Genomic DNA, 13,413 nt, shown 5'->3' with positions numbered 1-13,413 from the left:
CGCGGCGCGTCTCGGGTTCGGCGCCGGGCAAGGGATCAAACGATCTACCAGCATACGCATACGAGACCGCTTTGGCCAATTCGGTCCTCTCACGCCGCCCTGGCACCGCCCTCATGCCGCTCTCTCCCCCGGTTCTCCCGGCGCTCCCGGCTCCCCCGCTCCCCCCGCGGCGCCGTTCGCCGAGGGCGCGCTGGACGGCGACGGCTCGGGCGAACCGCCCCCGGACGGCGGCGGGGAGCTGTCGCCGGGCGAGGACGTCGCCGAGGGCCGGTCCGACGGGGGCGATGACTGCGAGGGCTGCCCCGGCGACGAGGGGCGCACCGGGGACTTCACGCCGGGGGAACGCCCCGGACCCTGCGTCGGCCCGGGCACCGATTCCTCCGCCGACACCGAGGGGGAACCCGCGGCGGGCCGCAGTGCCCCCGGCCGTCCCTCCACCCCGCCCGGACCGCCGCCGGGCACGACCACCCCGCCTTCCTGCCAGGTCCCCCCGGAACCGCCGGCTGCCGCCTCGGCGACACCGGAGGAGACCTCCTTCGGCCGGGCGTCGCCTCCCGCGCCGCCCACACTGACGCAGCCGGTCAGGGAGCCCAGGGCGAGCACGGGCAGGAGCAGCACGGCCGCCGTACGCGCACGGGCGGGGGCAGGGGTCACGTGGGCACCTCTGGTGGATCGGGCTGGACGGTGACAGCGGAGGTCCGGTCGGTCTTGAGGTCCGGATGGTCCGGTGCGCCGGCGAGGGGTCGTCGCGGGACCGGTTCCGTGCTGCCCAACGGGCGCACGGCCCCCGGGGACACGCCCGCACGCGGGGCGGGCGCGGCAGCGCGATGGCCGCCCGGCGCCGGACGGCCGCGAGAGGGCCACGCGGACGTCCGCCGAACGGATGCCGCCGCGCCGCCCTTCGGCACGCCCGGCACGGAATCGCGTCGGACCCTGCCCGAACGGCCGTCCGTCCCGGACAATGGCGGTGTGCTGGAGATGTCACGCGAAGCGTTCGAGGAACTGGTCAGCGACGCGCTCGACCGGATCCCGCCGGAACTGGCCCGCGTCATGGACAACGTGGCGGTGTTCGTCGAGGACGAGCCCGACCCCTCCGATCCGGAACTGCTGGGCCTGTACGAGGGAACGCCGCTGACCGAGCGCGGGGAGTGGTACGCCGGCGTCCTGCCGGACCGGATCACGATCTACCGCGGTCCGACCCTGCGCATGTGCGGCACCAAGGAGGAGATCGTGGAGGAGGTCGCCACGACCGTCGTCCACGAGGTGGCGCACCACTTCGGCATCGAGGACGAGCGCCTGCACGAACTGGGCTGGGGCTGAGCCCCGGTCACCCCCGCGGGCACGCGGGCGACTCCGTCCGGCGGCGCATGCCTCGCGAGGGCCCGGGGCATACGTCGGCAATGGTCCGCGTTCGCTCTCGTGTGCCCCGTATCCGTGACCTGTGGCGCCGCCACCCGACCGCAGCGCCCGCCCCCGCGCTCACCGCCTCCCCCGCCCGCAGCCCGTACCCGGGCGCGCTGGGGCTGCTCGCGGTGGCGCTGGTGGGCGGCTGGCTCGGCCTGGCGGTACTGGGCGGCATCGAGGAACCGGTCGGCCCGATGAACACCCGGATGTCGCTGCACCCGTCCTGGACCGGTGACACCGAGGTCAACGTCTCCCCGCTGGGCTCCCTCCGGCTGGACAGCCACGACGGCCCGCTGCGCCTGGTCGTGGACGTCGACACCCTCGACCCCGAGCGGTCGCGGAACCTCATACGGCACCCGGAGCGGATCAGCGGACTGCAGAGCGAGGTGGCGGCGGACGTGCGGCACAGCACGGCCGAACTCGTGCTGCAGTCCTCGGTGGCGGCGCTGACCGGCGCCACCGCCCTCGGCCTCGCCGTCTACCGCACGCCCAAGCGCGCCCTGGCCGTCGGCGGGCTGTCCCTCGCGGTCCTGGCGGCCTGCGCCGGCACCGCCTTCGGCACCTGGAACCCGCGCAGCGTCCTGGAGCCCCGCTTCTCCGGGCTGCTCAGCAGCGCACCCTCGGTCGTCGGCAACGCGCGCAGCATCGTCAGCGACTTCGACGTCTACCAGCAGGAACTCGCCCGCCTGGTGACGAACATGACCCGGCTGTACGACGCGGCGTCCACGCTGCCCGCCTACGCCCCGGACCCGACCACGCTGCGGGTGCTGCACGTCTCCGACATCCACCTCAACCCGGCGGCCTGGGAGATCATCCAGTCGGTGGTGACCGAGTACAAGATCGACGTGATCATCGACACCGGCGACCTGATGGACCACGGCACCGCCGCCGAGAACGGGTTCACCGCCCCCATCACGGACCTCGGCGCGCCCTATGTCTTCGTCCGCGGCAACCACGACTCCATGGACAGCCAGCGCGCGGTCGCGAGCCGTGCGGGCGCCCACGTGGTCGACGACGGCCGGTCGGTGGTCGTCGAGGGACTGCGCATCGCCGGCATCGGCGACCCGCAGTTCACCCCGGACCGCTCCGTCGAGGCGGTCGGCGACCCCTCGGAGCGGGCGGCCGGGCAGCGGCTCGCCGACGCCGTCCGGCTGCAGAACGCCTCGGGCGCCAAGGTCGACATCGCCGTGGCCCACAACCCGATCGCCGCCGCCCAGGTCGACGGCCTCGTCCCCCTGCTCCTCGCCGGCCACACCCACACCCGCGACGTCGGCGTGCTCGAGAACGGCAGCCGGCTGATGGTGCAGGGCACGACCGGCGGCGGAGGGCTGCGCGCCGTCGAGGGGGACACGCCGCAGAAGGTGGAGGCCTCCGTCCTCTATCTGGACCGCGACACCCACGCGCTCCAGGCCTGGGACGAGATCACCCTCGGCGGGCTCGGGCTGTCCACCGCCGAGGTCTCCCGCCACCTCCCGGAGGAGGTGGAGCCGGGCCGCGTCCCCTCCCCTTCCGGCGCACCCTCCTCCTCCCCTTCCGGCACCCCGTCCGCAAGGCCCTCCGCCACGGCGGGAAGCGGTCGATGAACCCTTTTGGCGTTCCCCCCTCGCATCCCATATGCTTCTGACGCGTCCCGACGGTGTCGAAGATCCGCCCGGCGGGCCATTCAGCCCTCATCGTCTAGTGGCCCAGGACGCCGCCCTTTCAAGGCGGTAGCACGGGTTCGAATCCCGTTGGGGGCACATACGTCTGCTTCGTCCGGCAGACCATGCGCGTTGGCAGTGCGGTCGGTTCACCGGCAGCGCTGCCTTCTGTGTTTTCCGGGCGTTCTCCGGCCCCGACCAGTGCCGCGGCCTCGCAGCCCCGCAGGTCACACGTACGTGGCGGCACTCCCGGTCTGATACGCTGGTCCAGCGAGATCGGCCCGCCAGTGCGTGTCCGACCGGTCACCGAGAAGCATCGACCGGCAGTCACGTCACCGACGATCCATCTCTCGCACAGCGCGGCGGAATCCCGTTGGGAGCACGCACAAACGTGTGGGAGACTGTCTCTCGCACAAAGCGCGAAGCAAGGTCCTGTGGAGCAGTTTGGAGTGCTCGCCACCCTGTCAAGGTGGAGGCCGCGGGTTCAAATCCCGTCAGGACCGCGCTGGCTGGGTAGCTCAGTTGGTACGAGCGATCGCCTGAAAAGCGATAGGTCGCCGGTTCGACCCCGGCCCCAGCCACCAGCAACCCCCGTCGAGATCCTCGGCGGGGGTTTCGCGTTGCCTGCGCAGCACCCGTGCCGGCAGCCGTGGCCCTGCTCACCACCCTGACTGACCGGCCCCTGACCGGCACAACGACCGGCACAGCGAACGGCACAGCGAACGGCGGGCCGCGAACCCGTCCCACCCGCCGGCCCCGCGGGCGGCGGCAACTGGCCTCGCGCGGCCCGCGGTCACGCCGCGGCGCCGGCGGCGTGACCGGCATCACCGCGCCCCGCGCAGCGGGCCGGTCCGGTCTGCGGGACGGCGGGCGCTCGGCGTAATGCGTTCGCCCGCCGGGCGCGGCGGATGCGATGCTGGAACGCGTATGTCTACGCAGACCCCCTCCCCCGCATTCGGCGAGCTCGCCGCGCGACTGGCCGAGCTCACCCTGCGCGACGCGCACCGCCTCGGCCGTCGCCTGGACGGCGCACGCCGCATCCGCAAGCCCGAGGCCCGCTCGGCCGTGCTGGCCGAGATCGGGGCGGAGATCGACACGGCCGTGCTGAAGGTCGAGGCGCGACGCACGGCCATACCCGCGATCAGCTACCCCGAACAGCTGCCGGTCAGCCAGAAGAAGGACGAGATCCTCGAGGCGATCCGCGACCACCAGGTCGTGATCGTCGCGGGTGAGACCGGCTCCGGCAAGACCACCCAGATCCCCAAGATCTGCCTGGAGCTGGGCCGCGGCGTCCGGGGCCTCATCGGCCACACCCAGCCCCGCCGGATCGCCGCCCGCACGGTCGCCGAGCGCGTGGCGGAGGAGCTGCGGACCCCGCTGGGCGGAGCGGTCGGCTGGAAGGTCCGGTTCACCGACCAGGTCGGCGACGGCACGCTGGTCAAGCTGATGACGGACGGCATCCTGCTGGCCGAGATCCAGACCGACCGGGAGCTGCGCCAGTACGACACGATCATCATCGACGAGGCCCACGAGCGCAGCCTCAACATCGACTTCATTCTGGGCTACCTCGCCCAGCTGCTGCCCCGCCGCCCCGATCTCAAGGTCGTCATCACCTCCGCGACGATCGACCCGGAGCGCTTCTCCCGGCACTTCGGCGACGCCCCGATCGTCGAGGTCAGCGGGCGTACGTATCCGGTCGAGGTGCGGTACCGCCCGCTGCTGGCGCAGGACGCCTCCGACGACGACCGCGACCAGATCACCGCGATCTGCGACGCGGTCGACGAGCTCCAGGCCGAGGGCCCGGGCGACATCCTGGTCTTCCTCTCCGGCGAACGGGAGATCCGCGACACCGCTGACGCCCTCAACAGGCGGCAGCTGCGCTTCACCGAGGTGCTGCCGCTGTACGCGCGGCTGTCCTCCGCCGAGCAGCACAAGGTGTTCCAGCGGGCTACGGGCCGCCGCATCGTGCTGGCCACCAACGTCGCGGAGACCTCGCTCACCGTCCCCGGCATCCGGTACGTGATCGACACGGGCTTCGCCCGCATCTCCCGCTACAGCCACCGCACCAAGGTGCAGCGGCTGCCCATCGAGCCGATCAGCCAGGCCAGCGCCAACCAGCGCAAGGGCCGCTGCGGGCGCGTCGCGGACGGCATCTGCATCCGGCTGTACTCCGAGGACGACTTCCTGTCCCGCCCGGAGTTCACCGACGCCGAGATCCTCCGCACCAACCTGGCCTCCGTCATCCTGCAGATGACCGCGGCCGGCCTCGGGGACGTCTCCCGCTTCCCCTTCATCGACCCGCCGGACGCCCGGAACGTCAAGGACGGCGTCCAGTTGCTGCAGGAGCTCGGCGCGCTCGACGGGCAGAAGCTCACACAGACCGGCCGCAAGCTGTCCCAGCTGCCGGTGGACCCGCGGCTGGCCCGGATGGTGCTGGAGGCGGAGCGCAACGGCGTGGTCCGCGAGGTGATGGTCATCGCGGCCGCGCTGTCCATCCAGGACCCGCGCGAACGCCCCCAGGACAAGCAGCAGCAGGCCGACGAGAAGCACCGCCGTTTCGCCGACGAGAGCAGCGACTTCATGGCGCTGCTCAATCTGTGGCGGTACGTGCGCGAGCAGCAGAAGGCGCTCTCCTCCTCCGCCTTTCGCCGGATGTGCCGCACCGAGTACCTCAACTACCTGCGGATCCGCGAGTGGCAGGACATCTACAGCCAGCTGCGCACGGTCGCCAAGACGATGGGCATCCACCTCGCCGAGGGCGACCACGAGGTCGACACCCGGCTTGTGCACCAGTCGCTGCTGGCCGGTCTGCTCTCGCACATCGGCCTGAAGGACACCGACAAGAACGAGTACCTGGGCGCCCGCAGCGCCAAGTTCGCGGTCTTCCCCGGCTCCTCGCTCTTCAAGAAGCCACCGCGGTGGATCATGTCGGCCGAGCTGGTGGAGACCTCGCGGCTGTGGGCACGGGTCAACGCGCGCATCGAGCCGGAGTGGATCGAACCGCTCGCCCAGCATCTGGTGAAACGCTCCTACAGCGAGCCGCACTGGGAGAAGGACCAGGCCGCGGTCATGGCCTTCGAGAAGGTGACGCTGTACGGCGTGCCGGTCGTCGCCGACCGCAAGGTCAACTACGGGAAGATCGACCCGGAGACCAGCCGCGAGCTGTTCATCCGCAACGCGCTCGTCGAGGGCGACTGGCGCACCCACCACCAGTTCTTCCACGACAACCGCAAGCTGCTGGCCGAGGTGGAGGAGCTGGAGCACCGGGCGCGGCGCCGCGACATCCTCGTCGACGACGAGACGCTCTTCGACTTCTACGACCGCCTGGTCCCCGAACACGTGGTCTCGGGCGCGCACTTCGACTCGTGGTGGAAGCACAAGCGCCGCGAGGAGCCGGAGCTGCTCAACTTCGAGCACTCCATGCTGATCAACGAGAACGCCGAGGCCGTCACCAAGGACGACTACCCCGACTCGTGGCGCCAGGGGAAGCTCAAGTTCCGTGTGACGTACCAGTTCGAGCCGGGCGCGGACGCGGACGGCGTGACCGTCCACATCCCGCTGCAGGTGCTCAACCAGGTCACCCCCGACGGCTTCGACTGGCAGATCCCGGGACTGCGCGAGGAGGTCGTCACCGAGCTCATCCGCTCGCTGCCGAAGGCGATCCGCCGCCACTACGTCCCGGCGCCGAACTACGCGAAGGCCTTCCTCGACCGCGTCGTCCCCGTGCAGGACCCCTTGCCCGAGACCCTCGCGCGGGAGCTGCAGCGGATGGTGGGCGTACCCGTCACCGCGGAGGACTTCGACCTCGCCAGGGTCCCGGAGCATCTGAAGATCACCTTCCGGGTGACCGACGAACGCCGCCGCAAACTGGCCGAGGACAAGGACCTGGAGGCGCTCAAGCAGCGGCTCCGGCCCAAGACCAAGGCCGCGATCAGCAAGGCCTTCGACGCCGCGGGCTCCATCGGCATCGAGCGGCGCGCAGGGCTGAAGCAGTGGACGGTGGGCGCTCTGCCCCGCACCTTCGAGACGCGGCGGTCCGGTCAGCCGGTCAAGGCCTTCCCGGCGCTGGTCGACGAGGGCGAGAGCGTGGGCGTGCAGCTCTTCGACACCGAGGCCGAGCAGGCCGCGGCGATGTGGCGCGGCACCCGCCGGCTGATCCTGCTGAACGTCCCCGCCAACCCGGCGAAGTTCGCCGCGGACCGGCTGTCCAACCAGGACAAGCTCGCCCTGTCGCGCAGCCCGCACGGCTCGGTGGCCGCCCTGTTCGACGACTGCGTCACCGCGGCCGCCGACCGGCTCATGACCGAGCACGGCGGCCCGGCGTGGGACGAGGAGTCCTTCCGCAAGCTGTACGACTCGGTGCGCGCCGACCTCGTCGAGCTGACCGTCAGGACGGTCGCCCAGGTGCGCCAGGTGCTGGCCGCCTGGCAGGCCTGCGAGCGCCGTCTGAAGGCCACCCAGAGCCTCGCCCTGGTCGCGAACCTGGCGGACGTCAAGGAGCAGCTGGGATCCCTCGTTAGGCCCGGCTTCGTCACCGCCTCGGGGGTGCACCGGCTGCCGGACCTGCTCCGCTACCTGGTGGCCGTAGACCGGCGCCTCCAGCAGATGCCCACGGGCGTCCAGCGCGACACCACGCGCATGGAGAAGGTCCGTGAGATCCAGGCCGAGTACGCCGAGCTGCTGACCGCCCAGCCGGCGGGCAGGCCCGTCCCCGAACGGGTGCGCGAGATCCGCTGGATGATCGAGGAACTGCGGGTCAGCTACTTCGCGCACGCCCTCGGGACGGCGTTCCCGGTCTCGGACAAACGCATCTTCAAGGCCCTCGACGAGGCCTGGGGCTGATCGGGTTCGCAATCACCCTCTGACCTGCTGTACAGTCGTCATCGCGGCAAGGGAACAACGGCCGCGAAACCTGGTCCTGTGGAGCAGTTTGGAGTGCTCGCCACCCTGTCAAGGTGGAGGCCGCGGGTTCAAATCCCGTCAGGACCGCACATGAAGCAAGGCCCGCGTCCAGCGAAGGACGCGGGCCTTCTTGCTGCGTGCGCGCGGTGGGCCGGCGTACGCGAGGGCCGGCGGGGGCGACGACCGGCGTGCGCGACGGCAGTCGGGAGCGGTCGCGGAGGACGCGGAGGACGCGGGTCCCCTGGTGCCGCCCGTCGGCGCGTGGTACGCCTGGCACATGAGCGCGACGCCCGGGGAACCGGGCCCGGCACCCACGGGCCGTGAGGCGGCCGCGGCTGCCGCCGGCACCCATCCGGCCTGCGGTCACCGATGCGCGCGCGGCACCGCCCGGTGGGGCCGGGGCGCAGGGCGCGACGGGTGTCGCGAACGCCGCCGTCCCATTACCGCACGACCACGGAGAGCGACAAGTCACCGCTGCGTGACAGGAGTCACATGAACTCATCCGCTGCTGGGGGAACTTGGGGGCTCCTGTGGGGCCGTCAATTTAATATGTGCAATTGCACTCACGACCGGATCCCCGACACTCACAGGACCGACACATCACACACACAAAAAAGATCGCACCGGAGCCGGCGGACTCCGGTGCGATCATGTTCCTATGGGCTTCCCTGATGGGGGCAGGGACCCTTCGGAGCGGACGTCGCGGCGGGTTGGGGGCCCCGCATGGACGTCCGTTTGTTCAGGTCAGGCCTCGCTGCGCTGCTGCGGAATGCCCGCGAGCAGTGCACGGACCTCCGCCTCGCGGTAGCGGCGGTGCCCGCCGAGCGTGCGGATGGACGTGAGCTTGCCAGCCTTGGCCCAGCGCGTGACCGTCTTCGGGTCCACGCGGAACATCGTGGCGACCTCAGCGGGGGTCAGCAGCGGCTCGGCATCAGGGGTGCGAGCGGTCATGAGCGGCCTCCTCGAGAGAACCGAACCAACACGGTTCTTTCCTCTAAATTCTGCACCTTGACCCGCGTTGCCCGAAATGGCGGACGCGGGCCGAGTCGGTAATAGGACGAACGGCTTGTCCTTGGCACTACAACTACACCATCTGTCCAGCCGTGTCGGCCAAACCGATGGATTTGCCCTCTGAGGTGTCTAAGCTCGACGGAAGCCGATGGACCAGGCCATAACGGACAGTCACACCTGAGTGACGATCAGTCACAGCCAACCCACGAGCCACAGCCCCACCTCAAGGGCGCACAACCCCGGACATTCCACCCAGAGCGCGTGGAAAGGGGCCCTTCCGGACCCGATGTCCCATATTGTCATGGGGGGCGGGGATAAGAGCAAGACCCCTAAACGTGCTTTAGGTCACGCTTAGGCCAAAGGTACCGGTCGGCCGGACTCAGGACCAAAGTCCCTCCCCATGCCCGGCTTCCGACGGGCCCTCAGCTGGCGTACAAGAGCTCCCTGACGGCCCGCCAGCGGCCGGTGAGCCGCTCGTACGCCTCACCGGCCCGGGCGTCGTCACCTTCCCGCAGCGCCGCCAGCGCCTCCGCCACGTCCGCGGCCGACCGGTCCCCCGAGAGGGAGTCCGGCGCGATGGCGTGGACGAGCCCTCCGTAGTCGAGTTCGACCAGGGAGCGCGGGTGGAACTCCTCGAGCCAACGCCCTACATCTACCAGGCCCTCGATCAAAGGTCCCTCTTCGAGTGAATCCTTGAGCACCCGCAGCGCCCGGGCCGTGCGCCGTCGCGCCTGCACCATAGGGGTCCGGTACCGCATCACAGGCTCCTTCGACTCGCCCGCGCCCGCGGGTTCGTACTCCCGCTCGGAGTCGTCGAACAGCGCGAACCAGCGCACCGGGACGTGCCAGGTCGCCCCGCGGATCCAGGGACGGGCGTCGGCGTTCTCGGGCTTCTGCGCCCGCCACGCCGCGAAGTCGGCCTCCGCCTGTTCGCGCGTGACCCTGGGCAGGACCGCGTCCACCACCGGGGCCGGGTACTCCTCGACCAGATCGGACAGGGCCAGCCAGCCGCGCAGACGGGTGCGCCAGGGGCAGATGTGGGTCACGCCGTCCACGACGGCGACGAACGCCTCGCTGCTCTCCCGGACCGGGACCGGGAGGGGCGGGACCGAGAGCAGGCCGGCCAGCGACTGCCGCAGCTCGTCCTGTGCGGTCCTCTGCGCGCCCTGGGCGGCGTACCGGTACCAGTGACCGCGGTCGGGCTCCGGAAAGGCCGCCAGCGGCTCGTACACCCGCAGATACGCCGCGTAGGGGACCAGCACCGATGACAAGCCCACACCCGCTCCCTCGTGACGGCATCCGCCCTGGCATCGTCCCACGTCGCTTCCGGCACGGGGAGTGATCCACGACACTGGGAACATGTTCCGGGCCGGGTGGTTCTAGTCTTCTGCCAACCGGCCCTCCCCCACCCACCCGGAGGGCGACCTCTGGACATTCGGGAGTCACCACAGTGACCGACGTACGTCAGACACCCGGCATCGTCTCCACGCTGTTCCGGTCGGAGCAGGGCGGTCATGAGCAGGTCGTCTTGTGCCAGGACCGCGCCAGTGGCCTCAAGGCCGTCATCGCGATCCACTCCACCGCCCTGGGCCCGGCCCTCGGCGGCACCCGCTTCCACACGTACTCCTCCGACGAGGAGGCGGTCGAGGACGCGCTCAACCTCGCCCGCGGCATGTCCTACAAGAACGCCCTCGCCGGTCTCGATCTCGGCGGCGGCAAGGCCGTCGTCATCGGCGACCCGGACCGGGACAAGTCGGAGGAACTGCTGCTGGCCTACGGCCGCTTCGTGGCCTCGCTCGGCGGCCGCTACGTCACGGCCTGCGACGTCGGCACCTATGTGGCCGACATGGACGTCGTCTCCCGTGTCGCGCCGCGGTGGACCACCGGCCGTTCGCCCGAGAACGGCGGCGCCGGCGACTCCTCCGTGCTGACCGCCTGGGGCGTCTTCCAGGGCATGCGCGCCTCCGCCCAGGCCAAGTGGGGCGACCCGACGCTGCGCGGCCGCCGGGTCGGCGTGGCCGGTGTCGGCAAGGTCGGCCACCACCTGGTGGAGCACCTGCTCCAGGACGGCGCCGAGGTCGTGGTCACCGACGTTCGCGGCGAGGCCGTCGACCGGATCACCTCCCGCCACCCGCAGGTCACCGCCGTCTCCGATGCTGACGTCCTGGTGCGTACGCCGCTGGACGTGTACGCGCCCTGCGCACTCGGAGGCGCCCTCGACGACGACTCGGTGCCGGCCCTCACCGCCTCGATCGTCTGCGGCGCTGCCAACAACCAGCTCGCGCACCCCGGCATCGAGAAGGACCTGGCCGACCGCGGCATCCTGTACGCGCCCGACTACGTCGTGAACGCGGGCGGTGTCATCCAGGTCGCCGACGAGCTGAACGGCTTCGACTTCGAGCGGGCCCGCGCCAAGGCGACGAAGATCTTCGACACCACCCTGGCGATCTTCGAGCGCGCCGCCGCCGACGGCGTCCCGCCCGCCGCCGCCGCCGACCGCCTCGCCGAGCAGCGCATGGCGGAGCGCACCCCCGCGGAGAGCTGGCTGCGTCCCTGAACCGTCCCGCGATCGTCCGCGATCGTTCGTGATACGCGGGGCCTCGGCACTGCCGCGGCCCCGCTGCGCGCCCCCGTCGCATGGCGGCGAGGGGCGTGTCTTCCATCACAAACCGGACACCCGCGGGGCGCCCCCGACGTACGGTGTCCGCGTCCTCGCGTGTCGGGCCGGCTCCGCCCGGTCTTTCCGGCGAGGGCGGCGGGCCGGACATCCGACCGTTACCACGCCCCGGCAGCCAGCCCGTGGCGGAAGAAGGTAAAATCGCGACTGACCAGCCAGGACGGGGCCATCGCGGGCCCCTGCTCCGACGCGCGTCGTGCGGGCGACGTACCGTGCGGCCTCGGAAGCAGGTACCGTTGAAGTCCTACGGACCGGGACTCTCACCCGAGGGCCCGTTCCCTATCGTGAACGCGTGTCAAGACTCGGGGCCGTCGAGCCCCACGTTGAGGGGGTCGAGCCAATGGGGCGCGGCCGGGCCAAGGCCAAGCAGACGAAGGTCGCCCGCCAGCTGAAGTACAACAGCGGCGGAACGGACCTGTCACGTCTGGCCGAAGAGCTGGGCGCATCGTCGACACTGCCGGTCAATCCGGACGTACAGGAAGACGACGATGACGACGAGCTGGAAGACGACCCGTACGCACGGTACGCGGATCTCTACGGCGACGACGAGGACGACGACGAGGACGACGAGTCCCAGTCCTCCTCGCAGCGTCGTCGCGCTTGACGCAACACATTCCGTTCCAGCTTGACCACTGACCCGGTCCGGGCACCGTCCGGACCGGGCTTTGTGCTGTCCCGGACCGGTCAGCCCGCGTAGTCCCCGGTCAGCTCGACGGCCTCGGCGTGATCGCCGCGCTCCACGATCCCGCCCGCCACCCAGGCCTCCAGCCCGCGGTCGGCCAGCGTCGTCAGCGCCACGTCCACCGATTCCTGGGGGACCACGGCGACCATGCCGACGCCCATGTTCAGGGTCTTCTCCAGCTCCAGCCGCGCCACGCCGCCGAGCTCGCCGACGGTGCTGAACACCGCACCCGGCGTCCACGTCGAGCGGTCCACCGTGGCGTGCAGGTGGTCCGGGACGACCCGGGCCAGGTTGTTGGCGAGGCCGCCACCGGTGACGTGCGAGAAGCCGTGCACCTCGGTCGTACGGGTCAGCGCCAGGCAGTCCAGCGAGTAGATCCGGGTCGGCTCCAGCAGCTCCTCACCGAGGGTGCGGCCGAACTCCGGCACCTCCCGGTCCAGCGCCCAGCCGGCCCGGTCGAACAGCACGTGCCGGACGAGCGAGTACCCGTTGGAGTGAAGACCGGAGGATGCCATGGCGATCACCACGTCACCCTTACGGATGCGATCCGCGCCCAGCAGCCGGTCGGCCTCGACGACGCCCGTACCGGCGCCTGCGACGTCGAACTCGTCCTCGCCGAGCAGGCCCGGGTGCTCCGCCGTCTCGCCGCCGACCAGGGCGCAGCCGGCCAGCACGCACCCCTCGGCGATGCCCTTGACGATGGCCGCGACCCGGTCCGGGAAGACCTTGCCGACGCAGATGTAGTCGGTCATGAAGAGCGGCTCGGCGCCGCACACGACCAGGTCGTCGACGACCATGCCGACCAGGTCGTGGCCGATGGTGTCGTAGACGCCCATGCGGCGGGCGATGTCGACCTTGGTCCCCACGCCGTCGGTGGCGGAGGCCAGCAGGGGCCGCTCGTAGCGCTTGAGCGCGGAGGCGTCGAAGAGGCCGGCGAACCCGCCGAGACCGCCCACGACCTCGGGGCGGGTGGCCTTCTTCACCCACTCCTTCATCAGCTCGACCGCGCGGTCGCCCGCCTCGATGTCGACTCCCGCCGCGGCGTAGCTGGCACCGGTGTTCTCGGACATGCCTGTGTTGTGTCCTTGCGTCGAATG

At 71.0% G+C, this 13,413-nt stretch carries 9 protein-coding genes and 4 tRNA genes; 9 read left to right on the top strand and 4 right to left on the bottom strand.

The window, feature by feature from the left end:
• Positions 1 to 111 precede the first annotated feature (111 nt).
• On the bottom strand, positions 112 to 654 hold the full coding sequence (locus AC3ET4_RS15690) for a hypothetical protein (RefSeq protein WP_431949630.1): 543 nt from the start codon (positions 652 to 654) through the stop codon (positions 112 to 114).
• Between the two features lie 315 nt (positions 655 to 969).
• Between AC3ET4_RS15690 and AC3ET4_RS15685 the strand changes: the two genes are divergently transcribed.
• The 7 genes from AC3ET4_RS15685 to AC3ET4_RS15655 all read left to right on the top strand — a co-directional run bounded on the left by AC3ET4_RS15685 (position 970) and on the right by AC3ET4_RS15655 (position 8,033).
• Complete coding sequence (locus AC3ET4_RS15685; RefSeq protein WP_431949628.1) at positions 970 to 1,320, top strand: metallopeptidase family protein; 351 nt, start codon at positions 970 to 972, stop codon at positions 1,318 to 1,320.
• A gap of 80 nt (positions 1,321 to 1,400) precedes the next feature.
• A complete protein-coding gene (locus AC3ET4_RS15680) occupies positions 1,401 to 2,987 on the top strand; it encodes a metallophosphoesterase family protein (protein ID WP_431949626.1) in 1,587 nt (528 codons plus the stop codon).
• An 83-nt stretch (positions 2,988 to 3,070) separates the two neighbouring features.
• A tRNA-Glu gene (locus tag AC3ET4_RS15675) sits at positions 3,071 to 3,143 on the top strand.
• 329 nt (positions 3,144 to 3,472) lie between these two features.
• Positions 3,473 to 3,547, top strand: a tRNA-Asp gene (locus AC3ET4_RS15670).
• Positions 3,548 to 3,551: 4 nt separating this feature from the next.
• Positions 3,552 to 3,628, top strand: a tRNA-Phe gene (locus tag AC3ET4_RS15665).
• Between the two features lie 343 nt (positions 3,629 to 3,971).
• Positions 3,972 to 7,886: an ATP-dependent RNA helicase HrpA gene (hrpA, locus tag AC3ET4_RS15660; protein ID WP_431949624.1), complete on the top strand. Its 3,915-nt coding sequence runs from the start codon at positions 3,972 to 3,974 to the stop codon at positions 7,884 to 7,886.
• A 72-nt stretch (positions 7,887 to 7,958) separates the two neighbouring features.
• Positions 7,959 to 8,033 (top strand) — tRNA-Asp (locus tag AC3ET4_RS15655).
• Positions 8,034 to 8,690: 657 nt separating this feature from the next.
• Here the strand turns inward: AC3ET4_RS15655 and bldC are convergent.
• Complete coding sequence (bldC, locus tag AC3ET4_RS15650) at positions 8,691 to 8,897, bottom strand: developmental transcriptional regulator BldC (RefSeq protein WP_003949541.1); 207 nt, start codon at positions 8,895 to 8,897, stop codon at positions 8,691 to 8,693.
• Positions 8,898 to 9,379: 482 nt separating this feature from the next.
• A complete protein-coding gene (locus AC3ET4_RS15645; protein WP_431949573.1) occupies positions 9,380 to 10,234 on the bottom strand; it encodes a DUF8083 family protein in 855 nt (284 codons plus the stop codon).
• Between the two features lie 173 nt (positions 10,235 to 10,407).
• Here AC3ET4_RS15645 and AC3ET4_RS15640 point away from each other — a divergent pair, with 173 nt between their 5' ends.
• Positions 10,408 to 11,514, top strand: a complete 1,107-nt coding sequence (locus AC3ET4_RS15640; RefSeq protein ID WP_431949571.1) for a Leu/Phe/Val dehydrogenase — start codon at positions 10,408 to 10,410, stop codon at positions 11,512 to 11,514.
• Positions 11,515 to 11,926: 412 nt separating this feature from the next.
• Positions 11,927 to 12,238, top strand: coding sequence for a DUF3073 domain-containing protein (locus tag AC3ET4_RS15635; RefSeq protein ID WP_431949569.1), 312 nt, complete (start codon positions 11,927 to 11,929; stop codon positions 12,236 to 12,238).
• A gap of 80 nt (positions 12,239 to 12,318) precedes the next feature.
• Here the strand turns inward: AC3ET4_RS15635 and purM are convergent, their stop codons facing one another.
• Entirely contained in the window at positions 12,319 to 13,386 is a 1,068-nt protein-coding gene (gene purM, locus AC3ET4_RS15630; protein WP_431949567.1) for a phosphoribosylformylglycinamidine cyclo-ligase, read from the bottom strand.
• Positions 13,387 to 13,413: the final 27 nt, after the last annotated feature.

This window comes from Actinacidiphila sp. bgisy167, from assembly GCF_057707665.1.
Note: the sequence above shows the minus strand (reverse complement) of the source record. Positions and strands in the feature narration are given on the sequence as shown.